At 72.8% G+C, this 24,882-nt stretch carries 19 protein-coding genes; 14 read left to right on the top strand and 5 right to left on the bottom strand.

Translation table 11 applies throughout. From position 1 onward, the window contains the following. Nucleotides 1–131 precede the first annotated feature (131 nt). The 3 genes from gatC to gatB are packed head-to-tail and all read left to right on the top strand — an operon-like array spanning nucleotide 132 to nucleotide 3,312. Nucleotides 132–434, top strand: a complete 303-nt coding sequence (gatC, locus tag IPM45_06485; GenBank protein ID MBK9179212.1) for an Asp-tRNA(Asn)/Glu-tRNA(Gln) amidotransferase subunit GatC — start codon at nucleotides 132–134, stop codon at nucleotides 432–434. Further along, on the top strand, nucleotides 431–1,876 hold the full coding sequence (gene gatA / locus IPM45_06480; protein ID MBK9179211.1) for an Asp-tRNA(Asn)/Glu-tRNA(Gln) amidotransferase subunit GatA: 1,446 nt from the start codon (nucleotides 431–433) through the stop codon (nucleotides 1,874–1,876). Before gatC ends, gatA begins: the two co-directional genes overlap by 4 nt. After that, a complete protein-coding gene (gene gatB / locus IPM45_06475) occupies nucleotides 1,876–3,312 on the top strand; it encodes an Asp-tRNA(Asn)/Glu-tRNA(Gln) amidotransferase subunit GatB (GenBank protein MBK9179210.1) in 1,437 nt (478 codons plus the stop codon). Before gatA ends, gatB begins: the two co-directional genes overlap by 1 nt. Nucleotides 3,313–3,337: 25 nt before the next feature. Here gatB and IPM45_06470 read toward each other — a convergent pair whose 3' ends face one another. Both IPM45_06470 and IPM45_06465 read right to left on the bottom strand, forming a co-directional pair. Beyond that, a complete protein-coding gene (locus IPM45_06470) occupies nucleotides 3,338–3,946 on the bottom strand; it encodes a hypothetical protein (protein MBK9179209.1) in 609 nt (202 codons plus the stop codon). Nucleotides 3,947–3,956: 10 nt separating this feature from the next. Next, nucleotides 3,957–5,669 carry a hypothetical protein gene (locus IPM45_06465; GenBank protein ID MBK9179208.1) on the bottom strand — a complete coding sequence of 571 codons (1,713 nt, stop codon included), beginning with the start codon at nucleotides 5,667–5,669 and terminating at the stop codon, nucleotides 3,957–3,959. A 92-nt stretch (nucleotides 5,670–5,761) separates the two neighbouring features. On the opposite strand from IPM45_06465, the gene IPM45_06460 reads away from it, so the two are divergent. From IPM45_06460 to IPM45_06420, 9 genes are all read left to right on the top strand, one after another. After that, nucleotides 5,762–7,360, top strand: coding sequence for an MFS transporter (locus tag IPM45_06460; GenBank protein ID MBK9179207.1), 1,599 nt, complete (start codon nucleotides 5,762–5,764; stop codon nucleotides 7,358–7,360). A gap of 46 nt (nucleotides 7,361–7,406) precedes the next feature. After that, nucleotides 7,407–8,639, top strand: a complete 1,233-nt coding sequence (locus IPM45_06455) for a GNAT family N-acetyltransferase (GenBank protein ID MBK9179206.1) — start codon at nucleotides 7,407–7,409, stop codon at nucleotides 8,637–8,639. Between the two features lie 111 nt (nucleotides 8,640–8,750). Beyond that, nucleotides 8,751–9,479, top strand: coding sequence for a hypothetical protein (locus IPM45_06450; GenBank protein MBK9179205.1), 729 nt, complete (start codon nucleotides 8,751–8,753; stop codon nucleotides 9,477–9,479). Between the two features lie 42 nt (nucleotides 9,480–9,521). Then, nucleotides 9,522–11,216, top strand: coding sequence for a dihydroxy-acid dehydratase (gene ilvD, locus IPM45_06445; GenBank protein MBK9179204.1), 1,695 nt, complete (start codon nucleotides 9,522–9,524; stop codon nucleotides 11,214–11,216). Between the two features lie 223 nt (nucleotides 11,217–11,439). Continuing rightward, complete coding sequence (locus IPM45_06440; GenBank protein ID MBK9179203.1) at nucleotides 11,440–13,170, top strand: acetolactate synthase large subunit; 1,731 nt, start codon at nucleotides 11,440–11,442, stop codon at nucleotides 13,168–13,170. Beyond that, nucleotides 13,167–13,703 (top strand): acetolactate synthase small subunit, encoded by a 537-nt coding sequence (gene ilvN, locus IPM45_06435; GenBank protein MBK9179202.1) that lies wholly within the window; start codon nucleotides 13,167–13,169, stop codon nucleotides 13,701–13,703. Before IPM45_06440 ends, ilvN begins: the two co-directional genes overlap by 4 nt. Before the next feature lie 4 nt (nucleotides 13,704–13,707). After that, a complete protein-coding gene (gene ilvC / locus IPM45_06430) occupies nucleotides 13,708–14,733 on the top strand; it encodes a ketol-acid reductoisomerase (GenBank protein ID MBK9179201.1) in 1,026 nt (341 codons plus the stop codon). A 93-nt stretch (nucleotides 14,734–14,826) separates the two neighbouring features. Beyond that, nucleotides 14,827–15,006 carry a hypothetical protein gene (locus IPM45_06425; protein ID MBK9179200.1) on the top strand — a complete coding sequence of 60 codons (180 nt, stop codon included), beginning with the start codon at nucleotides 14,827–14,829 and terminating at the stop codon, nucleotides 15,004–15,006. Nucleotides 15,007–15,115: 109 nt separating this feature from the next. After that, nucleotides 15,116–16,408, top strand: coding sequence for a bifunctional o-acetylhomoserine/o-acetylserine sulfhydrylase (locus IPM45_06420; GenBank protein MBK9179199.1), 1,293 nt, complete (start codon nucleotides 15,116–15,118; stop codon nucleotides 16,406–16,408). Between the two features lie 103 nt (nucleotides 16,409–16,511). On the opposite strand, the gene IPM45_06415 is transcribed toward IPM45_06420, so the two are convergent. After that, a complete protein-coding gene (locus IPM45_06415) occupies nucleotides 16,512–18,233 on the bottom strand; it encodes an acyl--CoA ligase (protein ID MBK9179198.1) in 1,722 nt (573 codons plus the stop codon). A 110-nt stretch (nucleotides 18,234–18,343) separates the two neighbouring features. Further along, nucleotides 18,344–19,462, bottom strand: coding sequence for a phosphoserine transaminase (locus IPM45_06410; GenBank protein ID MBK9179197.1), 1,119 nt, complete (start codon nucleotides 19,460–19,462; stop codon nucleotides 18,344–18,346). Between the two features lie 24 nt (nucleotides 19,463–19,486). Between IPM45_06410 and IPM45_06405 the strand changes: the two genes are divergently transcribed. Together IPM45_06405 and IPM45_06400 are read left to right on the top strand one after the other, a co-directional pair. Next, entirely contained in the window at nucleotides 19,487–20,689 is a 1,203-nt protein-coding gene (locus IPM45_06405; protein ID MBK9179196.1) for a pyridoxal phosphate-dependent aminotransferase, read from the top strand. Nucleotides 20,690–20,759: 70 nt separating this feature from the next. Then, entirely contained in the window at nucleotides 20,760–22,736 is a 1,977-nt protein-coding gene (locus IPM45_06400) for an alpha-1,4-glucan--maltose-1-phosphate maltosyltransferase (GenBank protein ID MBK9179195.1), read from the top strand. Here the strand turns inward: IPM45_06400 and glgX are convergent. Then, nucleotides 22,708–24,825 carry a glycogen debranching protein GlgX gene (glgX, locus tag IPM45_06395; GenBank protein MBK9179194.1) on the bottom strand — a complete coding sequence of 706 codons (2,118 nt, stop codon included), beginning with the start codon at nucleotides 24,823–24,825 and terminating at the stop codon, nucleotides 22,708–22,710. The two genes, IPM45_06400 and glgX, sit on opposite strands and share 29 nt — an antisense overlap. Nucleotides 24,826–24,882 lie beyond the last annotated feature (57 nt).

Genomic DNA, 24,882 nt, shown 5'->3' with positions numbered 1-24,882 from the left:
TGGCCGTGGGGTGAGCGCCGGGTGACGCCGGCACGACGGCGCCGCGAAGATTCGCCGGGGCCGAGGCCGGGGCCGGGGCAGGGGCCGGGGCCGGGAGGATGCCGGGAGAGGGACGCCTAGCATGGGCCGCCGTGCCCGGATCGATCTCACGGGAGCAGGCCGCCCACGTGGCCCGGCTCGCCCGCCTCGACCTCACCGACGACGAGCTGGAGCGCTACACCGAGCAGCTCGGCGCGGTGCTGGAGCACGCCGCCGACGTGGAAGCGCTCGAGCTGGCCGACGTGCCCCCCACGACCCACCCCTACCCGCTCGCCAACGTGCTGCGCGACGACGTCGTCCGACCGGGAGTCGACCGCGACGAGGTGCTGGCCCAGGCCCCCGCGGCCGAGGACGGCCGCTTCCGGGTGCCGCCGATCCTGGGGGAGGCGCCGTGAGCTCGACCGAGACCGCGCTCGGGATCGCAGGCGGCGTCCGCGCCGGGCGGCGGTCGGCGCGCGACGTGCTCGAGGAGCACCTCGAGCGGATCGAGGCGCGCGAGCCCGAGCTGCACGCCTTCAACCTGGTGGTCGCCGACGAAGCCCGGGTCGCCGCCGACGAGGTCGACCGCCGGGTGGCCGCGGGCGACGATCCGGGCCCGCTCGCGGGCGTGCCGATCGCCCTGAAGGACAACCTGTGCACGCGGGGCATCCCCACCACGTGCAGCAGCCGGATCCTGGAGGGGTGGAGGCCGCCCTACACGGCCACCGCGGTGCAGCGGGTGGTGGCCGCCGGTGCGGTGGTGGTGGGCAAGACGAACCTCGACGAGTTCGCCATGGGCTCCTCCACCGAGAACTCGGCGTTCGGGCCGACGCGCAACCCCCACGACCCCACCCGGGTGCCGGGCGGGTCGAGCGGCGGGTCGGCCGCGGCCGTCGCCGCCGGGTTCGCCCCCCTGGCCCTGGGCTCCGACACCGGCGGGTCGATCCGCCAGCCGGCCGCGCTGTGCGGGGTGGTGGGGGTGAAGCCCACGTACGGCCTGGTGTCGCGCTACGGCCTCGTGGCCTTCGCCTCGTCGCTCGACCAGATCGGCCCGTTCGCCCGCACGGTCGCCGACGCCGCCGCGCTGTTCGAGGTGATCGCCGGCCACGACCCGCGGGACTCCACCTCGATCCCCGGCCCGCCGCCGGAGGTGTCGCTCGCCCTCGACGAGGGCGTCGCCGGCCTCCGTGTCGGGCTGCTGGCCGAGCTGCGCGACGGCATCGCCCCCGACGTGCTCGCCAGGGTCGACGAGGCGGCCACCGCGCTCGAGGCGGCCGGCGCCACCGTCGAGGTGGTGTCGGTGCCGGCGGTGACCTACGGGCTGTCGGCGTACTACCTGATCGCCCCGGCCGAGGCGTCGAGCAACCTGGCCCGCTACGACGGGGTCCGCTACGGGCTGCGCGTCGACGCGGCCGACACCGCGGCCATGAACGCGGCCACCCGTGAGGCCGGCTTCGGCGCCGAGGTGAAGCGCCGCATCATGCTCGGCACCTACGCCCTGTCGGCGGGCTACTACGACGCCTACTACGGCAAGGCCCAGCGGGTGCGCACGCTCATCACCCGCGACTTCGCGCGGGCCTACGAGCAGGTCGACCTGCTCGTGTCGCCGGCCACCCCCACCACGGCCTTCCCCCTGGGTGAGAAGACGTCCGATCCGCTGTCGATGTACCTGTCCGACGTGTGCACGATCCCCACCAACCTGGCGGGACACGCCGCCGTGTCGGTGCCCTTCGGCACCGGCACCGACGGCCTGCCGGTGGGGGTGCAGCTCCTCGCCCCGGCGATGGGTGAGGCCAGGATGTTCCGTGCCGCCGCCGTGCTCGAAGCCGCGGCACCCGCAGGGGAGGAGCTGCGCTGATGGGCGACTGGGAGACCGTCGTCGGCCTCGAGGTCCACTGCGAGCTGGCCACCGCCACCAAGCTGTTCTGTGGCTGCCCCAACCGCTTCGGCGACGAGCCCAACACCAACGTGTGCCCGGTGTGCCTCGGCCTGCCCGGCTCGCTGCCGGTGCTCAACCGCCAGGCCGTCGAGCTGGCCATGCGCCTGGGAGCGGCGGTCCACTGCGAGGTCCGGCCCTCGATCTTCCACCGGAAGAACTACTTCTACCCGGACATGCCCAAGGACTACCAGGTCAGCCAGTACGACCTGCCCATCAACACCGACGGGTGGCTGGAGCTGCCCTCGGGCCAGCGGGTCGGCATCGAGCGCGCGCACCTCGAGGAGGACACCGGCAAGACCACCCACGTCGGGGGCGGTGGCCGGATCCACCAGGCCGCGCACTCCCTCGTCGACTACAACCGGGCGGGCGTGCCGCTGCTCGAGATCGTCGGCCGGCCCGACCTGCGCAGCGGCGAGCAGGCCCGTCAGTACGTGGCCGAGCTGCGGTCGATCCTCCTGGCGACGGGCGTGTCCGACGCCAAGATGGAGGAGGGCTCGATGCGCGTCGACGCCAACGTCTCGGTGCGTGCCGCGGGGAGCGACATGCTGGGCACCCGCTGCGAGATCAAGAACCTCAACTCGCTGCGCTCGCTCGGGCGGGCCATCGAGTACGAGGCCCGCCGTCAGGTCGATCTGCTCGAGACGGGCGGGCGCGTCCGCCAGGAGACCCGGCACTGGGACGAGGAGGAGGGCCGCACCCACACCCTGCGCTCCAAGGAGGAGGCCGACGACTACCGGTACTTCCCGGAGCCCGACCTGGTGCCGGTCGACCCCGGCTCGGCATGGATCGAGCGGGTCCGCGAGGCACTGCCCGTGCTGCCCGCGGAGCGCCGGACCGCACTCGCGTCCGCAGCCGCGGTCGACGCGGCGACCCCGGCGGTGGCCATCGCGGTCGAGCGCGACCTCGACGGGCTGGCCGTCGCGGCCATCGCCGCGGGCGGGGACCCTGCCCGGGTCCTCACCCACGTGGAGCACGACCTGACCGACGAGCGGGCCGCGGGTCTCGACCCCGCGGCCCTCGCCACGCTGACGACCATGGAGGTCGGCTCGCTGCTCACCGCCACGCAGGCCAAGCAGGTGCTGGCCGAGCTGGTGGAGCACGGCGGCGATCCCGAGGCGGTGGCGGCGGCGAAGGGGTTCGAGGCCATGGGCGCCGACGCCCTCGCGGCCGCCGTCGAGCAGGTGATCGCCGCCAACCCGGCCGAGTGGGAGCGCTACCGGGCCGGTGACGACAAGGAGCGCGGGAAGCTCACGGGGTTCTTCGTCGGCCGGGTGATGAAGGCCACGCAGGGGCAGGCCGACGGCAAGGCCGTCACCGCCCTGCTCCGTGGGCGGGCCGCCTCGTCCGCCGACTGACCGGCTGAGCGCGGCGAGGTCGGGGCTAGCCGGCGGCCGCGGCCAGCTGCTGGCAGGCCGCGGACTGCTCGAAGGCGGCCGTGAGCTCGTCGCTCGCGTCGGCCGACACCCCTGCCAGCAGGTCCGGGGTGCCGATCAGGGTGGTCGTGGCGGTGGTGAACGCCTCCGCCAGGGCCTGTGCGGCGTCGGTCACCGACGCCGCGTCGGTCGGGCTGGCCGCGCCGACGGCCGCGTAGGCCTCGTCGAACTGCCCGTTGACCTGCTCGATCGTGTCCTGCAGCGCCTGCGAGACGTCGTCGCCCCCGGCGACGTCGGGCACGCCGGCGTTCGCCACGCCGTTCTGGGCATCGGTGTAGGCGGCGCTCATGTCGGCGACCGGGCCCTCGACGGCCTCCTGGGGCGTCGGCGTCTGGCCGAGGGTGGGGATCACCTGCGCCAGCTGGTCGGCGTTGGTCTGCACGGCCTCGGCGAGGGTCTGCAGCACGTTGCAGACTTCGTCGGCCCACTGGTCGGCCGGCACCGCCTCGGTGTTCGTGCCGGCGCTGCCGTCGTCGTCATCGCCGCCGCACGCGGTGAGCCCGGCGAGGACGAGCGCGGCGAGCACGAGGCCGGCGAGGCATCGGGAGCGGGGCACGGCGCGCACCCTACCGGGCGGGCTCGCCGGGGCCCACCGCGGCCGGCTGACCGCCCGGGCCGGGCGGGGGCTGCGCCGGGCCCACCGCGGCCACCTCCAGGCCCAGGAGGGCGAGCCCCACGAAGAGGGCGATCACGATCAGGTTCCCCACCGACAGGCCGACGAGGAGCAGGAGGACCAGGCCGAGCCCGATCACGCCGACGCGCACCCCGACGCGGTGGTCGGCCATCCACTGCAGTGCCGTCTCGCGGCGCCCGGCTCCGCCGACCGGGATCGCGCCGGCCGGTGCTCCGCCGGCCGGTGCCTCGGCCCCGGCGGCGGCGGTTCCCTCCTCGGCGGGCGTCCCCGAGGAGGCAAGTGCCTCGGCGCCGATGAGGGCGAGGGCCACGAGGGCGGCCACCACCAGGATCGACGTGAGGGAGATGCCGGTGAAGAACACCAGCACGATCACCCCGATGGTGGCGATGCCGATGCGGATCGGCACCTTGTAGGTGGCGGCCGCGCCCACGACCTGCTCGCGGTTCTCGGGCGTGCCGAGCCGCCGCCACAGGTCGGCGGCACCGTCGCGCACGGCGGCTCGGGCCCGGACCGCCCAGGGGGCCGGGCCGGTCACCACCGCGATCACGCCGACGAGCAGCGCGAGGAGCAGCAGGGTGCGGGTCTGCTCCGCCAGGCCCTGGTCGAGGATGCCCAGCGCCGCCTCGGCACCGGCGCGGTAGGTGGGATCGTCGATCCGGCTCACGCCCACCGCCTGGCCGACGGCGATGGCGAACAGCGTGAGCCCCATGACGACGATCACGCCGATGCACACGGCCACCAGGCCGCGCCGGTGGCGGGGCCAGAGGGCGACCGTGCCCGCGAAGCAGAGCAGGGAGAGCAGCACGAGGAGCAGCGGGCTCCAGTTGAGCGTCTGCACGGCCGTGCGCGCCTGGCGGATGGTGTCGTTCTCGGCCACGGTGACGGTGCCGACGTCGTCGGGGATGTCGAGGTTCGAGAACAGGTCCCGGCCGGTGGTGCCCAGCTCGTCGAGCGTCGCGTTCACGAGCGCGCCGAGCCGCAGCTGCAGCTCACCTCCCGAGGTGGTCACGAGCACGCCGTTGCCGTCGAGCAGCAGGCCGCGGGCCTGGCCGTGCGCCTGGCGCTGGGCCGCTGTCCAGATCGTGTCGAAGGCGTTGCTCTGGATGACGGTGGTCGCCGCGTCCTCCGCGAAGCCACGCACCGCCGACTCGGCCGGGCCGGTCAGGAACTGGAAGTCCTCGGGCAGCGCGTCCTCGATCTTCTGCTCCACGTCGACCTGGGTGAACAGCTCGTCGACCGAGAACACGGCGAGGGCGCGGGCCACCTCCGGGTTCTGGGGCAGCGCCGCCACGGTGTCGACGTAGGTGTCGGTGTCGAGCACGACGTTGCGGGTCCAGAGCCCCACGTTCGCCAGCACCGCGAGGAGGGAGCCGACGACGAGCAGCACCACCGCGCCGGTCACGCGCAGACGCGGGTGGCCGTGCCGCTCGGCCCGGGGTTCCGCCTGGGGTGGCGCGGGGGCCTGTGTGCCGGCCCGCAGGGCGGCCACCTCGGCGCGCAGGCGGGCCAGCTCCTCCTCGGGCGACTCGGCCGGCGATGCCGGGGCCTGCCCGACCGTGTCGGGTGCGTCGACCCCCTCGGGCTCGGGTCGCTCGGCCCCCTCGGCCGTCTCCGGCTCGTGTCCCTCGCCGGTGCTGTCGGTCATCGATCCTCCCGGGCGGGCCCCGTGGGCCCGGCTGCCCCACGCTAGGCCGAGGGGCGGTCGCCACGGCATCGGCCGGGGCCCATACTGACCGCATGGCGCAGGCACCACCCCGTCGCCGGTGGCTCACGCTGGTGGTGCTCTGCATGAGCCTGTTCATCATCGTGCTCGACAATACGATCCTGAACGTGGCGATCCCCACGCTGGTGCGCGACCTGGGGGCGAGCACCAGCCAGCTGCAGTGGATCGTCGACGCCTACGTGCTGGTGTTCGCCGGCCTCGTCCTCACCGCCGGTGCCCTCGGCGACCGCTTCGGGCGCAAGGGCGCCCTGGAGGTGGGGTTGCTGGTGTTCGGCACCGGCTCGGTGCTCTCGGCGCTGTCCGACAGCCCCACGCAGCTCATCGCGACCCGGGCCTTCATGGGGATCGGCGGAGCGCTGATCATGCCGGCCACGCTGTCGATCCTCACCGACGTGTTCCGCGAGCCGCGCGAGCGTGGCCGCGCCATCGCCGTGTGGGCCGCGGTGTCGGGGCTCAGCGTCGCCCTCGGGCCCGTCATCGGCGGCTGGCTGCTCGAGCACTTCTACTGGGGATCGGTGTTCGTGGTGAACGTCCCCGTCGTGCTGACGGCGCTGGTGGCGGGCCGCTCTGTCGTGCCCACGTCGCGCGACCCGTCGGCGCCCCGCGTCGACCCGCTCGGCGCGATCCTGTCGATCGCCGGTCTGACCCTGCTGATCTGGGCGATCATCGAGGCGCCCTCGACCGGCTGGACGGAGCCCGAGGTGGTGGGCGCGTTCGCCGCCGCCCTGCTGCTGCTCGGGCTGTTCGGGGCGTGGGAGCTCCACTCCGACCACCCGATGCTCGACCTGCACTTCTTCCGCGACCCGCGCTTCACCGCGGCCAGCGCGGCGGTGACGCTCACGTTCTTCTCGCTGCTCGGGTCGCTTTTCCTGCTCACGCAGTACCTGCAGTTCGTCAAGGGCTACACGCCCCTGCAGGCCGGTGTGCGCATCGTGCCGTACGCCCTGGCCGTGATGGCCGCCGCCCCCATCTCCGCCCGGGTGGTCGAGCGGGTCGGCACGAAGCTGGTGGTCGCCGCCGGCCTCGCGCTCATCGCGGGCGGCCTCGCCCTCGCGGCCACGTACCAGGTGGACTCGTCCTACGGCCTGATCGCGATCCCCATGATCGTCATGGGCGTCGGGATGGGGTGCACGATGGCACCCGCCACCGAGTCGATCATGGGGTCGCTGCCGCGGGCCAGGGCGGGGGTGGGGTCCGCGGTGAACGACACCACGCGCCAGGTCGGCGGGGCACTCGGCGTGGCCGTCATCGGCAGCCTCGCCTCCTCGGTGTACGGCGCGCGCCTGGCCGATGCGCTGGACGGGAGGCCCGTGCCGCCGGAGGCGCTGGCGGCCGCCCGGAGCTCGGTGGGGGCGGCGCTCGAGGTGGCGGCGCGGGCACCCGGTGCCGCGGCCGAGCTCCTGGCGGCCGCGGCGCGGGGTGCGTTCGTCGACGCACTGCACGTCGGGGTGCTCGTGGCCGCGGGCGTGGCCCTGGCCGGCGCGGTGCTCACCTTGGCCTTCCTCCCGGTCCGGTCCCGGTCCGCCGAGGGCGTGACGGCGGAGGAGGCCTCGGGGGCGCCGCCCGGGGCCGCTGCCGTGCCGCCGCTCGCGGGGGAGGCGGTTGCGCCCTGACCGGGGCCACCCCGCCTTCGGGCGCACCGGGGAGTAGACCACGGGCATGGATCTGGAGGTGCGCCCCATCACCGCCGACGAGGTCCACGCCTTCCAGGACGTGGCCTCCGTCGCCTTCGGCGAACCCGACCCCACCGACGAGGAGCGTCTGGACCGGGCGCGCTTCCTCGAGCTCGACCGGTCGGTCGGGTCGTTCGACCGGGGCCGGCTGGTGGGCACCGCATCGGCGTACACGCTGGAGCTCACCCTCCCCGGCCCGGCGATCGTTCCCGCCGCCGGCGTCACCGCCGTTGCGGTGCTCCCCACCCATCGCCGACGCGGCGCCCTCCGGGCGATGATGGCCTGGCTCTTCGCGCAGGCCGAGGAGCGGGGTGAGCCGGTGGCGATCCTGATCGCCTCGGAGGCCACGATCTACGAGCGCTTCGGCTACGGCGTGGCCACCAGCGCGCTCTCGGTGGAGATCGACACGAGCCACGGCGGCTTCGCCCGGCCGCTCGACGACCCCGGCTCGGTGCGCTTCGTCACCCCTGCCGAGGCCCGCCTGCTGGTGCCGCCCCTCTTCGACCGGGTGCGCCGGGCCCGTCCGGGCGACATCGACCGCGACGACGCGTACTGGGACCTCGCCACCGAGGACCCAGCGTGGTTCCGGGGCCGCGCCGGCAACCGCCGCTGGGTCGTGCACGAGGCGCACGGTGGCGCGATCGACGGGTACCTCACGTATCGACGCACGGCCGAGTGGCGGCACAGCCTCCCGGCGGGCGCGCTCGAGCTGCAGGAGGTGGTGGCGACGACGCCCGAGGCCAACGCCGCCCTCTGGCGGGTCGCCCTCGACGCCGACCTGGTCACGACGGTGACCGCCCACCGGCTCCCCGTCGACGACCCGATCCGCCACCTGCTGGCCGATCCACGCCGGCTGCGGGTGACGAGCCGGCACGACGGCCTCTGGCTGCGGCTCCTCGACATCCCGCGCGTGCTGGCGTCGCGCACCTACTCCGTCCCCGGCCGGCTGGTGCTCGAGATCGTCGACGGCCACCTTCCGGGCAACGACGGGTGCTACCTGCTCGAAGCGGATGCCGACGGTGCAGCGTGCGCCCGCACCGACGACCCGCCCGATCTGGGGATGTCGGCCGCCGACCTGGCGTCGGTGCTGCTCGGCGGGGTGGCGCCGTCCACGCTGGCCGGGGCGGGCCGGGTGCACGGGCTGCGTCCCGAGGCCCTGGCCCTGGCCGACACCATGTTCGCCTCCTTCCCCGCTCCCTTCCTCTCGACCGGGTTCTGACCGGGCGCGAGGCCTCGTCGACGCGTCCGCGGTCGCGCGGGGCGTCCGCGCTCAAGGCGGCCGGCGGTCGCGCCGATACGTGTCGTGCCGGAGTCGTTCCGGGAGGCTGGCATGGGCCACGGCGAGGTGAGGACCCCAGGGGTCCCCGACGCGAGCTCGTCCGAGCGGGGCGCGTCCCTCGTCGAGTACGCGCTGCTCCTCGGGTTTCTCGTCGCGGTCGCGATCGGCGCCGTCGGCTACCTGGGCGATCGGGTGGGCGGGGGGTTCGCCGACGCCGCGACCGAGCTCGACGGCCGGCTGGTGCTCGACGATCCGTACGCCCTCGAGTGGGTGGTGATGAACGGGGGGCAGGTCCTCCCCGACGGCACGATCGTGTTCCCGCCGGGATCCACCGGGGACCGCCGGGGGTTCGGCGGCCTCGACGTGCGGGACCTCCGGGTGATGCTCACCGGGCAGTTCACCCAGGGCAACGGGTTCGGCGTGTGGCTCCGGGCCGACCAGGACGGCACCGGGTTCGTCCGCTCCGGGTACACGTTCCAGGTCGACCCCGGCCTCGGGGGCTTCGTGGTGCGCCAGTGGTACAACAACGTCGAGTCGGACCCGATCGCCATGACGGCGGCCGACGACTACGACTGGTACGGCGGCCCGGTCGCCGTCGACGTGGTCGTCTCGGGCAACACCCTCACCGCGTCGGTGCGCGGCGAGGAGGTCCTCACGATCCCCGACCTCGAGGCGGCCAGCCCGCCCGGGTTCCCGGTGCCGCAGTCGGGGGACACCGGGGTCCGCACCTGGCAGGTCAGCGACACGTCGTTCAGCGGCGTGCAGGTCGTCGCTCCCTGAGGCCGGCGCCTCCCCGGGGGGCCGCCGCCGGCAGCGCCTACCATGCGAGGCATGCCGAGCGAGATGAAGCCACGGAGCCACGAGGTCACCGACGGCTACGAGCGCGCTCCCCAGCGGGCCATGTTGCGGGCCATCGGGATGACCGACGACGACTGGGACAAGCCCCAGGTCGGCGTGGCCAGCTCCTGGAACGAGGTCACGCCGTGCAACCTCCCCCTCGATCGGCTGGCCAAGCGGGCCAAGGAGGGCGTGCGGGCCGCGGGCGGGTTCCCCGTCGAGTTCGTCACCATCGCCGTCAGCGACGGCATCTCCATGGGCCACGAGGGGATGCGGGCCTCGCTCGTGAGCCGCGAGGTGATCGCCGACTCGGTCGAGACGGTGATGCACGCCGAGCGGTTCGACGCTCTGGTCACGTTCGCCGGCTGCGACAAGAGCCTGCCGGGCATGCTGATGGCGGCGGCCCGCCTCGACCTGCCGTCGGTGTTCCTGTACGGGGGGACGATCCTCCCCGGGCACCACGACGGCCGGGCCCTCGACATCGTCAGCGTGTTCGAGGCGGTGGGGGCCTGTGCGGCCGGCACCCTCACCGTGACCGAGCTCGGCGAGATCGAGAGGCGGGCCTGCCCCACCGAGGGCAGCTGCGCGGGCATGTTCACCGCCAACACCATGGCGTCGGTGAGCGAGGCGCTCGGCATGGCCCTGCCGGGTAGCGCGAGCCCGCCGGCCGTCGACCGCCGCCGTGACGACTTCGCCTACGACAGCGGCCGGGCGGTCGTGCACCTGCTCGAGCTCGGCATCCGCCCCCGGCAGATCCTCACGAAGGAGGCGTTCGAGAACGCCATCGCCGTCGTGAACGCCCTGGGCGGGTCCACCAACGCGGTGCTGCACCTCCTGGCCATCGCCAACGAGGCCCGCGTCGAGCTGCACCTCGACGACTTCAACCGCGTGGCCGGCCGGGTCGCGCACATCGCGGACATGAAGCCCGGGGGCCGGTTCCACATGACCGACCTCGACGCCGTCGGCGGCGTGCCCGTGGTGCTGCGCCACCTGCTCGAGGCCGGGCTGCTGCACGGCGACGTGCTCACCGTGACCGGCAGGACCATGGCCGAGAACCTGGCCGATCTCGATCCGCCGGCCCCCGACGGGATCGTGGTGCACCCGCTGGCCGACGCGATCCACCCCGATGGCGGGATCAACGTCCTCACCGGTTCGCTGGCGCCCAACGGATCGGTCGTGAAGGTGGCCGGGCTCTCGCACGACCAGCTCACCTTCGAGGGCACGGCCCGCGTGTTCGAAGGGGAGCAGGGCGCGATGGACGCCATCCTCGCCGGGTCGATCGAGCCCGGGAGCGTGCTGGTGATCCGCTACGAGGGACCGAAGGGCGGGCCGGGCATGCGGGAGATGCTCGCCGTCACCGGCGCACTCAAGGGGGCGGGCCGCGGGGCCGACTGCGCCCTCGTCACCGACGGCCGCTTCTCCGGTGGCACCTGGGGGTTCTCCATCGGCCACGTCGCCCCCGAGGCCGTCGACGGCGGTCCGATCGCCTTCGTCGCCGACGGTGACCGGATCCGGATCGACGTGCACGCCAAGGCGATCGACCTCCTCGTCGACCCCCTCGAGCTGGAGGCCCGCCGGGCCGGCTGGAGGCTCCCCGAGCCCCGGTACACGACGGGGGTGCTGGCAAAGTACGCCCGCCTGGTCACCGGGGCCGAGCAGGGCGCGGTCACCCAGCCGTAGGCACGGCCGACGGAGGTCCCGGGGTTGCCCGAGGGCGAGCAGCCCTGGCAGACTGTCGGGGTGATGTGTGTCCGCAGCCGGATCCTCGTAGTCACGTAGCGCACGCCCGACCCGCTCGCGCGTGCGCACCGACGACCTCCCCTCGTGGGAGGTCGTTGCACGTTCGGACCTCGATCACCGATCCCGCCTCACCCCTCAACGACGAGCCAGGAGCAACAGGCACATGCAGCTGACCGGGGCCCAGGCCCTCATCCGCAGCCTCGAGATGGAGGGCGTGGAGGTCATGTTCGGCCTCCCCGGTGGGGCGATCCTGCCGGTGTACGACCCGATCATCGACTCGCCGATCCGCCACATCCTCGTGCGCCACGAGCAGGGTGCCGGCCACATGGCCGAGGGCTACGCCCACGCCACGGGGCGCCCCGGCGTGGCCATCGTCACCAGCGGGCCGGCCGCGACCAACATCGTCACGCCGCTGTGCGACGCCTACATGGACTCGATCCCGATGGTCGTGATCACGGGCCAGGTGCCGAGCACCGCCATCGGCACCGACGCCTTCCAGGAGTGCGACACGGTCGGCATCACCCGGTCGGTCACCAAGCACAACGAGCTGGTCATGAACGCCCAGGACCTCCCCCGGATCGTGCGCGAGGCGTTCCACATCGCCACCACCGGCCGCCCCGGCCCCGTGCTCGTCGACGTCCCCAAGGACGTGGCCCAGGCCACCATGGACTGGTACTGGCCCGAGTCGGTCGACCTTCCCGGCTACCGGCCGACCACCAAGGGGCACCCCCGCATGATCAAGGAGGCGGCCCGGCTGATCCTCGCCTCGCGCCGCCCCGTGATCTACGCCGGCGGCGGCATCCTCAAGGCCCGGGCCGCGGAGGCGCTCCGCGAGCTGGCCGAGCTCACCGACATCCACGTGGTCACCACCCTGATGGCCCGGGGCGCGTTCCCCGACGACCACCGGCTCTGCCTGGGCATGCCCGGCATGCACGGCAGCTACACCGCCGTCACCGCGATGCAGGAGGCCGACCTGCTGATCGCCCTCGGGTCCCGCTTCGACGACCGGGTCACCGGCAAGGTCGACGCCTTCGCCCCCGACGCCAAGGTCATCCACGTCGACATCGACCCCGCCGAGCAGGGCAAGGTGCGCAAGCCGGACGTGCCGATCGTGGGCGACTGCCGCCTCGTCATCGAGGAGCTCGTGCGCGAGATCAGGGCGCTGCTCGACGGCGGCACGGAGCAGGCCGACACGTCGGCGTGGAGGAGCCGCGTCTCGGGCTGGCGGGAGAACTACCCGCTCACCTACGAGCCGTCGCGTGAGGGCGATGCCCTGAAGCCCCAGTTCGTGCTGGAGCAGCTGCGCGACAACACCCCGAGCGACACGATCCTCGTGTCCGGGGTGGGGCAGCACCAGATGTGGTCGAGCCAGTACTGGCGGTTCAACGAGCCGTACACCTGGGTGAACTCGGGTGGGTTGGGCACCATGGGCTTCTCGGTGCCGGCGGCCATCGGCGCCAAGGTGGGCCGGCCCGACCGGATGGTGTGGGCGGTCGACGGCGACGGCTGCTTCCAGATGACCGCGCAGGAGCTGGTGACGGCCTCGACCGAGCGGATCCCCGTGAAGGTGGCGATCCTGAACAACGCGTACCTCGGCATGGTGCGGCAGTGGCAGGAGATGTTCTACGACGAGCGCTACTCCGAGGTGTACCTGTCGCCCGACCTGCCCGACTACGTGAAGTGGGCCGAGGCCATGGGCTGCGTCGGCCTGCGGGTGGAGGCCCCCGAGGAGGTCCTCCCGGCCATCGAGAAGGCCAACGAGATCGACGACCGGCCGGTGGTGATCGACTTCCGCACCGACGCCCGGGAGAAGGTGTTCCCGATGGTCCCGGCTGGCCGCTCCAACGACGACATCGTGCTGCCGCCGGCGCAGCGAGAGGGGGCCGAGCGATGACGATCCCGCCCGGTGCGCACCACACCCTGTCGGTGCTGGTGGAGAACAAGGCGGGCGTGCTCGCCCGCGTTGCCTCGCTGTTCGCCCGGCGGGGCTACAACATCTACTCGCTGGCGGTGGCCCCCACCGACGACGAGCGTTTCAGCCGCATCACGATCGTGATCGACGTGGAGTCCGCCCCCCTCGAGCAGATCGTGAAGCAGCTGTTCAAGCTCATCAACGTGGTCAAGATCAGCGAGCTGGCCCCCGCCGACTCGGTGGAGCGCGAGCTCATGCTGGTCACGGCGCGCGCCGACGGCCCCACCCGGGGCCAGGTGATCGAGCTGGTGCAGGTGTTCGAGGGCGTGATCGTCGACGTCGGCCACGACGAGATCACGGTCATGCTCTCGGGCGTCCCCACCAAGCTGGACGACTTCGAGGACCTGATGCGCCCGTATGGCATCGTCCAGATCCAGCGCACGGGCCGCGTGGCCCTGCCCCGTCTCGACAAGAGCGCGCCACGGCTCCGTGCCGTGGGCGGAAAGGCCGGTTGAACCGATGGCGAACGTGTACTACGAGAAGGACGCCGACCCCTCCCTGATCGCGAGGCGCACGGTCGCGGTGATCGGCTACGGCTCGCAGGGGCACGCCCACGCCCTGAACCTCAAGGAGTCGGGTGTCGACGTGCGGGTGGGGCTGCGGGTCGGGTCGCCGTCGGCGTCCAAGGCCGAGCAGGCGGGGCTGCGCGTCCTGTCCGTCGACGAGGCATCGGCCGAGGCCGACCTGGTGATGATCCTCCTCCCCGACACCCACCAGAAGGACGTCTACGAGGCGTCGATCGCTCCGCACCTGCGGGAGGGCGATGCCGTCTTCTTCGCCCACGGCTTCAACATCCGCTTCGGCCTGGTCAAGCCGCCCGCCGGGGTCGACGTGGCGATGGTCGCCCCCAAGGGCCCCGGCCACCTGGTGCGCCGCACCTACACCGAGGGCGGCGGCGTGCCCTGCCTCATCGCGGTGGCCCAGGACTCGTCGGGTACGGCCAAGGCGCTGGCCCTCTCGTACGCCAACGCCATCGGCGGAGCCCGGGCCGGCGTGCTGGAGACCACGTTCGACGAGGAGACCGAGACCGACCTCTTCGGCGAGCAGGTCGTGCTGTGCGGCGGGCTGACGGCCCTGGTGCAGGCCGGGTTCGAGACCCTGGTCGAGGCCGGCTACCAGCCCGAGAGCGCGTACTTCGAGTGCCTCCACGAGCTGAAGCTGATCGTCGACCTCATGTACGAGGGCGGCATCTCGGGCATGCGCTACTCGATCTCCACCACCGCCGAGTACGGCGACCTCACGCGGGGGCCGCGCATCATCAACGACGCGGTGAAGGCGGAGATGCGCACGATCCTCGCCGAGATCCGCACCGGCGAGTTCGCCACCGAGTGGGTCGACGAGTACCGGTCGGGTGGCCGCCGCTTCGAGGCGCTGCGCACGGCAGGCCAGGCGCACCAGGTCGAGAAGGTGGGCGAGGAGCTGCGCGCCATGATGCCCTGGATCGCCGCCGGCAAGTCCCGACCGCAGGACGTCTCCGGGGGCTGAGCGGCGGCGCGGCGGGCGCGGCGGGCATCCGCCGGCCCCGCTCCGGCCGGCGGTAGCGTCGGGGGTTCCGCCCGATGCAAGGAGCTGCTCGACATGGCCTTCGTCGTCATCGTCATCGTCGCCGTCGTCGCGTCCTTCCCCGCCACCTGGCTGCTCATGCTGTTCCTCGGCAACGTGGGGGTCACCGCCGTGGGCTTCTGGGGCGCCCTGCCGGGCGGCATCCTCCTGACCTCGCTGATCGCCGGCGTCGGGGCGTCCGGGCGCGACTGGTAGCCCGGGGGCCCCACCCGGGGCGCCCCGATTTCTTACTTGTCAGGTCAGGTTTTCGGTCCTAGGCTGCGGCGTCCGTCGTAGAACGTGTCCACCCGTGGAGGGACCTCCGATGACCGAGAAGGCCTGGGGCTTCGAGACCCGCCAGATCCATGCCGGCGCCGAGGCCGACCCCACCACGGGGTCGCGCGCCGTTCCGATCTACCAGACGACCAGCTACGTGTTCCGCGACACCGAGCACGCCGCCAACCTGTTCGCCCTGGCCGAGCCGGGCAACATCTACACGCGGATCATGAACCCCACCCAGGCGGTCTTCGAGGGCCGCATCGCCGCTCTGGAGGGCGGCGTCGGCGCCCTGGCCACCTCGAGCGGCCAGGCCGCGGAGACCCTGGCGATCCTCAACCTGGCCGAGGCCGGTGACCACATCGTGTCGTCGGCCTCGCTGTACGGGGGCACGTACAACCTGTTCCACTACACGCTGCCGAAGCTCGGCATCGAGGTGAGCTTCGTCGACGACCCCGACGACCTGGACGCGTGGCAGGCGGCGGTGCGTCCCACGACCCGGGCCTTCTACGCCGAGACCATCGGCAACCCCAAGAACGACGTGCTCGACCTCGAGGGCGTCGCCGGGGTCGCGCACGGCAACGACGTGCCCCTGATCATCGACAACACGGTCCCGACGCCCTACCTGTGCCGGCCGCTGGAGCACGGCGCCGACATCGTCGTGCACTCGGCCACCAAGTTCATCGGCGGCCACGGCACCAGCATCGGCGGCGTGATCGTCGACGGCGGCACCTTCGACTTCGGGGCCAGCGGCCGCCACCCCATGTTCACCGAGCCCGATCCGAGCTACCACGGCCTGAAGATCTGGGAGGCGCTCGGGCACGGCTCCTACATCGCCAAGGCCCGCATCCAGGGCCTGCGCGACATGGGTGCCGCACTGTCGCCGTTCAACGCGTTCCTCTTCATCCAGGGCACCGAGACCCTGAGCCTGCGGATGGAGCGCCACGTCCAGAACGCCCAGGCCGTGGCCGAGTTCCTCGAGGCCCGCGACGAGGTCCAGTGGGTGGCCTACGCCGGGCTGCCGTCGAGCCCCTGGTACGAGCGGGCCAAGCGGTACCTGCCCCGCGGGGCCGGCTCGGTGCTGGCGTTCGGCATCGAAGGGGGTGCCGAGGCCGGGCGGAGGTTCGTGGAGGCGCTCGAGCTGCACAGCCACGTCGCCAACATCGGCGACGTCCGCAGCCTGGCCATCCACCCGGCGACCACGACGCACAGCCAGCTCACCCCCGACGAGCAGGTCGCCACCGGCGTGCGACCGGAGCTGGTTCGCCTGTCCGTGGGCATCGAGAGCATCGAGGACATCCTCGCCGACCTCGAGGCCGGCTTCCGGGCCGCCAAGGGCTGACCGACGACGCGGCGACGCCCGGCCGCGAGGGCCGGGCGTCGGCCTGCATCGTGGTTCCGGCCATCCCCCCGAAGGGCCGGGCGCCACGAAGGGTTGCGGAACCCTACAACGTCTCGGCGAAGCTCACCTCGCCCTCGCCCCGCAGGACGTTCTTGAGCAGCTTCCCCGAGGGGTTCCGGGGGAGGAGGTCGTCGGTGAGCTCGACGTAGGCCGGCACCTTGAAGTCGGCCAGCGCCCCGGCCACCCACGCCCGCACCGCCTGCTCGGTGAGGGTCGACCCGGCTTCCACCCGCACCACCGCCTTGACCTCCTCGCCCAGGGTCGGGTGGGGCACGCCGATCACCGCCGCCTCGGCGATCTCGGGGTGCTCGACCAGGCGGTTCTCGATCTCGACGCAGTACACGTTCTCGCCGCCCCGGATGATCATGTCCTTGGCCCGGTCGGTGATGTAGAGGTAGCCCTCGTCGTCGACGTGGCCGACGTCGCCGCTGCGCAGCCACCCGTCGACCACGGTGGTGGCGGTGGCCTCCGGCTTGCCCCAGTAGCCGGGCATGATGATGGGGCCCCGGATCAGCACCTCGCCCGTGTGGCCGGTGGGCACCTCCCGGCCGGCATCGTCGACGATGCGGATGTCGACCACGGGCACCGGGCGGCCCACGGAGTCGGGGCGGTCGAGGAACTCCTGCCCCGAGATGACCGTGGCGACCGAGCTCGACTCGGTCAGGCCGTAGGCGTTGCCGAGCGTGGTCACCTTCGGGAAGGTCTCCTGCACCCGGCGCTGGAGCTCGGCCGCCGACGGCGAACCGCCGTACGCCACCGAGGTGACCGACGACAGGTCGTAGCCGTGCCGGTCGGGGTGCTCCACGACCCGCCACACCATGGTCGGGACGGTGGCCCACACCGTGATGCGCTCGTCCTCGATGAGCTGCATCGCCTTCTCGGGCTCGAACCTGCCGACCGGGATGACGGTCTTGATGCCGGCGAGGATGGCCACCACGATCCCGGAGTGGCACCCCGACACGTGGAACAGCGGCGAGGTGAGGAGCGCCGCGGGCTGCGGTCCGTCCCCGGTCGGCAGCACACCGGCGCCGCCGACCAGGGCGCCGGCGGTGGCGTTGTAGACGGTGTTCTGGAGGTTGGCGATCATCGAGCGGTGCGTCGAGATGGCGCCCTTCGGCTTGCCGGTGGTGCCGCTGGTGTAGAAGATCACCGCCGGGTCGTCCTCGGCGATCGGGGCGGCCGGGGCGGCATGTACGCCGGCTCCGTCGAGGAGCTCGTCGAACCGGTGCAGGCGAGGGTCGCCCCCGTGCTCGGCCGGGTCGGCGTCGACGAGGAAGACGGCCTCGAGCGCGGGTACCTGGTCGAGCTGGTCGGCGATGCGGGCGAAGCGGGCCCCGTCGGCGACGAGCACCCGTGACCCGGAGTCCTGCAGGCCGTAGACGATCTCGTCGGTCTTCCACCACCCGTTGAGCCCGACCAGGATGGCGCCCAGGTTCACGGTGCCCCAGAAGGCCTGCACCCAGCCCGGGTTGTTGGCCGACAGGACGGCCACGCGGTCACCCGGTCGGACGCCGAAGCGCTCGGCCAGGTTGGCGGACACGGCGTTGGCCTGCGCGGCGAAGTCGGCGAAGGAGATCCGGGTGTCGCCGTGGACGAGGTAGGGCTTGTCGGCGTGGAGGGCGGCGCCCAGCGCCGACACCTCGCGGAGGCTCGGGAGGCGATCCCGGTAGACCTTCATCTCCATGCCGTTCACGGCCTCGGTGGCGACCTCGAAGGGGCCACCGGGACCGGTGAGCAGGGCCTGGACCTCGGCAGGGGTGGGCATCGTCGACCTCGGAGGGGTGAGCGGCTGGGGAAGGGCGGTCCACGATTCTGGCGCGAGGCGTGGCGCTTCGCACGGGGTTGCGCCTCGGCGCGGCGGCGCCGGGCCCCTGCTCAGCCGCCCAACCGCTCGACCACGTGGTCGATGCACGCGGTGAGGGCCGACACGTCGTCGGGGTCGACCGCGGGGAACATGCCGATCCGCAGCTGGTTGCGCCCCAGCTTGCGGTACGACTCCGTGTCGACCACCCCGTTGGCCCGCAGCACCTTGGCCACCACGTCGGCGTCGACGCGATCGCCCAGATCGATGGTGCCGACGACGGCCGACCGCATCGCGGGCTCTCGTACGAACGGGGTCGCCACGGGCGACGCCTCGGCCCAGCCGTACAGGATCGCGGCCGAGCGCTCGCTGCGCCCGGCCGCGAAGTCGAGGCCGCCGTTGCGCAGCATCCACCGCACCTGATCGGCCAGCAGGAACAGCGTGGCCAGCGCCGGGGTGTTGTAGGTCTGGTCGGCGCGGCTGTTGTCGAGGGCGATCCCGAGGTCGAGCGAGGCCGGCACCCACCGGGCCGAGGCCCGGATGCGCTCGATCCGCTCGATCGCGGCCGGCGAGCAGGCGGCCAGCCACAGCCCGCCGTCCGACGCGAACGACTTCTGGGGGGCGAAGTAGTACACGTCGACCTCGGCCGGGCTCCAGCGCAGCCCGCCGGCCGCCGACGTGGCGTCGACCAGGACCAGGCCGTCGGCGTCGACCGGCCGGCGCAGGGTCATGGCGACGCCCGTCGAGGTCTCGTTGTGGGTGAGCGCGTAGGCGTCGACGTCGGGGTTCGCCGCCGCCTCGGGATGGCTCCCCGGTGGCGACGCGATGATCTCCGGCTCGTCGAGGTGCGGCGCCGCCGTGGCCGCGGCTGCGAACTTCGAGCTGAACTCGCCGAACGAGAGGTGCTGGCTGCGGCGGTCGACCAGGCAGAACGTGGCCACGTCCCAGAACACCGTCGAGCCGCCGTTGCCCAGCAGGATCTCCCAGCCGTCGGGCAGGGCGAACAGCTCGGACAGGCCGCGGCGGATCCCGCCGACCACCCGCTTGACCGGCGGCTGGCGGTGGCTGGTGCCGAGGAAGGTGGTGCCGACCTCGGCCAGGTCGGCCACCGCCTCCGGGCGGACCTTGGACGGGCCGCACCCGAAGCGGCCGTCGACGGGCAGGAGCTCTGACGGGATCCGGATGTCGGGGATGGGGCTCGCGGTCACTGTGCCAGCATGGCAGGCGTGGAACGCATCTCCCGCCGGATAGCCGCCATCACCGAATCGGCCACGCTGGCCGTCGACGCCAAGGCCAAGGCCCTCAAGGCCCAGGGTGTCGACGTCGTCGGCTTCGGGGCCGGCGAGCCCGACTTCCCGACCCCCGACCACATCGTCGAGGCCGCCGCGGCGGCCTGTCGTGACCCCAGGAACCACCGCTACACGCCCGCCGGCGGCCTCCCCGAGCTGAGGGAGGCCGTCGCGGCCAAGACCCGGCGGGACTCCGGGTACGACGTCGCGGCCTCGCAGGTGGTGATCACCAACGGCGGCAAGCACGCCATCTTCAACGCCCTCGCCTGCCTGCTCGACCCTGGTGACCAGGTGCTCCTGCCCGCTCCCTACTGGACCAGCTACCCCGAGATGGTCACCCTCGCCGGTGGCGAGCCGGTCGTGCTGGAGACCGACGAGAGCACCGGGTTCCGCGCGACGGTCGAGCAGCTCGAGGCCGCGTCGACCCCGCGGACCAAGGCGCTGCTGTTCGTGTCGCCCGACAACCCGAGCGGGGCCGTGTACCCGCCGGCCGAGATCGAGGCGATCGGCCGGTGGGCCGCCGATCGGGGCGTGTGGGTGGTCACCGACGAGATCTACGAGCACCTCACCTACGGGGCCAACGCGTTCGCGTCCATGCCGGCCCTCGTGCCCGACCTGGCCGACCGCTGCATCGTCGTGAACGGCGTGGCCAAGACCTACGCCATGACGGGGTGGCGCGTGGGCTGGATCGTCGGCCCTCCCGACATCGCCAAGGCAGCCGTGAACCTCCAGAGCCACCAGACCTCCAACGTCGCCAACGTGTCCCAGCGGGCCGCCCTGGCGGCCGTCAGCGGTGGCCTCGACGACGTGGCCCGCATGCGCGCCGCCTTCGAGCGGCGCGGCCACCGCATGCACGGGCTGCTGGCCGCCATCCCCGGGGTCACGTGCCTCGAGCCGCAGGGTGCCTTCTACTGCTTCCCGTCCTTCAAGGCCGTCCTCGGCCGGGAGATCGGCGGGCGTCGGCCGGCCGACACCCTCGAGCTGTGCGAGGTGCTCCTCGACGAGGCACGGGTCGCGGTCGTGCCCGGCGAGGCCTTCGGCGCGCCCGGCTACGCCCGGTTGTCGTTCGCGCTCGGCGACGACGACCTCGTCGAGGGCGTCACCCGCATCGCCAACCTGCTGGCCGGCTGAGGTGGCCACCTACCAGCGCCCTCGGCCGCCGGCTCCGGCGGCGGCCCCCGAGCAGCGCGACGGCGAGGAGCTGCCCGACGGCACCCGCAGGGTGGTGATCGAGGCCGTCCGGCCACAGGTCGACGGCGGCCGCTTCGCGGTGAAGCGGGTCGTCGGCGAAGCCGTCGAGGTGCACGCCGACGTGTTCGCCGACGGCCACGACGAGCTGGGCGCCGTCGTCCGGCACCGCACCGAGCTCGAGACGGTGTGGACCGAGGTGCCCATGGAGCCGCTCGGCAACGACGCCTGGCGGGCCACCTTCGCGGCTGGCGGCCCCGGACGCCACCTCTTCCACGTGGAGGGCTGGGTCGACGAGCTCGCCACCTGGCGGACGCGGACCGCCAAGAAGGTGGCGGCCGCCCAGGACGTCGAGGTCGAGCTGGTCAGCGGCGCGCTCCTCGTCGACGCCGCCGCCGAGCGGGCCCGCGCCGCCAAGGCCAAGGCCGACGCCGAGGCGCTGAAGGAGGTGGCAGCCGTCCTGCGGTCGGGCGACACCGCGCCGGTCACCTCGGACGACGCCGAGCTGATCGGGCTCCTGGCCCGGCACCCCGACCGAACCCGCTCGACCTCGTCCGATCCCGTGACCATCGCCGTCGACGCCGAGCGGGCCCGGTTCAGCGCCTGGTACGAGCTGTTCCCCCGCTCCTGGTCGCCGGTGCCCGGCGCCCACGGCACCCTCCGCGACGTGCGCGACCGCCTCCCGTACCTGGCCGAGCTCGGCTTCGACGTGCTGTACCTCCCGCCGATCCACCCCATCGGCACGTCGTTCCGCAAGGGGCGCAACAACGCGCTCGTCGCCGAGCCCGACGACGTCGGCAGCCCATGGGCGATCGGCAGCCCCGAGGGCGGGCACACCGCGGTCCACCCCCAGCTCGGCACCGTCGACGACGTCCGCGACCTGGTCGGCGCGGCCCGCGCCCTCGGGATCGAGGTCGCCCTCGACTTCGCCATCCAGTGCTCGCCCGACCACCCGTGGGTGACCGAGCACCCCGAGTGGTTCCGCATGCGCCCCGACGGCACCATCCAGTACGCCGAGAACCCACCGAAGAAGTACCAGGACATCTACCCGCTCGACTTCGACAGCGTCGACTGGCAGGGCCTGTGGGCTGCGCTCCTCGGCGTGGTGACGTTCTGGATCGACCAGGGCGTGCGCACCTTCCGGGTCGACAACCCGCACACCAAGTCGTTCGCCTTCTGGGAGTGGCTGATCGGCGAGGTCAAGTGGGAGAACCCCGACGTGGTGTTCCTCTCCGAGGCCTTCACCCGGCCCAAGGTGATGCACCGGCTGGCCAAGCTGGGGTTCACCCAGAGCTACACGTACTTCGCCTGGCGCACCGCCAAGTGGGAGCTCACCGAGTACTTCACCGAGCTGACCCGCGGGCCCGGCGTGGAGTACCTCCGGCCCAGCGTGTGGCCCAACACGCCCGACATCCTCACCGAGCAGCTGCAGCACGGCGGGCGGGCCGCCTTCGTCACCCGCTTCGTGCTGGCGGCGACGCTGTCGGCCAGCTACGGGATCTACGGCCCGGCCTTCGAGCTGGGCGAGCACGTGCCCCGGGAGCCCGGCAGCGAGGAGTACCTCGACTCGGAGAAGTACCAGATCCGGGTGTGGGACCTCGACCGGCCCGACAGCCTGCGCGACCTCGTCGCCCGCGTGAACCGCATCCGGCGCACCCACCCGGCCCTGCAGTCCGACCGCAGCCTGCGCTTCCACCACGTCGACAACGACCAGCTCCTCTGCTACTCGAAGCGGACCGCCGACTTCGCCGACGTCGTGCTGTGCGTGGTGAACCTCGACCCGCACTGGCAGCAGGCCGGCTGGGTGCACCTCGACCTCGAGGAGCTGGGCGTGGCCCACGACGGCCTGGTGGAGGTGCGCGACCTGCTCACCGGCGCCCAGTACCTGTGGAGCGGGCCCGCCAACTACGTCGAGCTCGATCCGGCCGTGCAGTCGGTGCACGTGTTCGAGGTGCGGGCGGTCACGCCGCTGGACCGGCCACCCGCTTGAACACCAGCACCGAGCGGGGCGCGGCAAGGATCTCGGTGCAGGCCCGCACCGGCTCCTGGGGTGGCACGGGCCGGGGGCGGGCGGTGTCGAGCACCTCCTGCCACCAGTCGCCCCAGGGCGGGCACGGGAGCACGAAGCCGATCTCCTGATCCCACGAGTTCAGGGCCAGGTAGAACGAGTCGTCGTCGATGCGCTCGCCGCGCGGCCCGGGCTCGGGGATCTCGTCGCCGTTCAGGAACACGCCGATCGACTTGGCGTAGGCGACCTCCCAGGCGCCGCCGTCCATCATCTCGCCCGAGGGCTGGAACCACCCGATGTCGGTGATGCCGCCGCCGTGCAGGGTCATCCCGTGGAAGAAGCGCCGCCGGCGGAACACCGGGTGCTGGCGACGGAACCCGATCAACCAGCGGGTGAACGCGAGGAGGTCGTCGTCGACGACCTCCCAGTCGTGCCAGGACAGCTCGTTGTCCTGGCAGTAGCCGTTGTTGTTGCCGAGCTGGGTGCGGCCCAGCTCGTCGCCGCCCAGCAGCATGGGAACGCCCTGGGAGAGCAGCAGCGTGGTGAGGAAGTTGCGCCGCTGCCGATCCCGCAGCTCGTTCACCGCAGCGTCGTCGGTGGGCCCCTCGACCCCGCAGTTCCACGACCGGTTGTCGTCGGTTCCGTCGCGGTTGTGGTCGCCGTTGGCCTCGTTGTGCTTGGTGTCGTACGACACCAGGTCGAGCAGGGTGAAGCCGTCGTGGGCGGTGACGAAGTTGATGCTGGCGAAGGGGCGGCGGCCGCTCCACTCGTAGAGGTCGGAGCTGCCGGTGAGGCGGTAGGCCAGGTCGTCGATCGTGCTGCTCTCACCCCGCCAGTAGTCGCGCACCGCGTCGCGGTACTTGCCGTTCCACTCCGTCCACAGCACGGGGAAGTTGCCGACCTGGTACCCGCCCTCGCCCACGTCCCACGGCTCAGCGATCAGCTTCACCCGACTGACGACGGGGTCCTGGTGGATGAGGTCGAAGAAGGCCGAGAGCCGGTCGACGTCGTGGAGCTCCCGGGCGAGGGTGGCGGCCAGGTCGAACCGGAACCCGTCGACGTGCATCTCCTCCACCCAGTAACGCAGGCTGTCCATGATCAGCTGCAGCACCTGGGGGTGCATGGCGTTGAGGCTGTTCCCGGTGCCGGTGTAGTCGGTGTACCGGCTGGGGTCCTCGGGGTCGAGCCGGTAGTACGCGGCGTTGTCGAGGCCCCGGAAGCACAGGGTCGGGCCGCCCCGGCCCCCCTCGCCGGTGTGGTTGTAGACGACGTCGAGGATCACCTCGATCCCGGCCTCGTGCAGCAGGCGCACCATCGTCTTGAACTCGTGCACCTGCTGGCCCCGCTGGCCGCGCGCCGCGTAGGCGTTGTGCGGTGCGAAGTAGCCGTAGGAGTTGTAGCCCCAGTAGTTGGTGAGCCCGCGCTCGACGAGGAACTGGTCGTGCAGGAACTGGTGGACGGGCAGCAGCTCGATGGCGGTGACGCCGAGGGTGCCGAGGTGCTCGATGATCGCCGGGTGGGAGACACCGAGGAACGTGCCCCGGAGCGCCTCCGGCACGGCCGGATGGCGCGCGGTGAGGCCCTTCACGTGCGTCTCGTAGATCACCGTCTCGTGCCAGGGGTGGTGCAGGGGACGGTCCATGCCCCAGTCGAAGTACGGGGCGACGATCACCCCCTTGGGCACGAAGGGCGCGCTGTCGGCCGGGCTGGCGGCGCTGTGGGGGTGGCGGGTGTCGAAGCCGAACACGGCGTCGTCCCAGGTCACGTCCCCCTCGATCGCCTTGGCGTACGGGTCGATCAGCAGCTTGGACGGGTTGCAGCGGAGGCCCTGCGACGGTGCGTAGGGGCCGTGCACGCGGAAGCCGTAGCGCCAGCCGGGCTGGGCGTCGGGCAGGTAGCCGTGCCACACGTGGCCGGTGACCTCCGGCAGCGGCACGCAGATCTCCTCCCCGTCGTCGGGGTAGAGGCACACGTCGACCGAGTCGGCGACCTCGGAGAACACGGCCAGGTTCACGCCCGAGCCGTCGTAGTGGGCGCCGAGCGGGTGGGGGCGACCGGGCCAGACGATCACGAGGCCGCACTGTAGGGGCGGGGCCCGCCGGTTGGCGGCATGCACGGGCGCTCGGCC

It is taken from the genome of Acidimicrobiales bacterium (assembly GCA_016716005.1).
Taxonomy (GTDB): domain Bacteria; phylum Actinomycetota; class Acidimicrobiia; order Acidimicrobiales; family JADJXE01; genus JADJXE01.
Note: the sequence above shows the minus strand (reverse complement) of the source record. Positions and strands in the feature narration are given on the sequence as shown.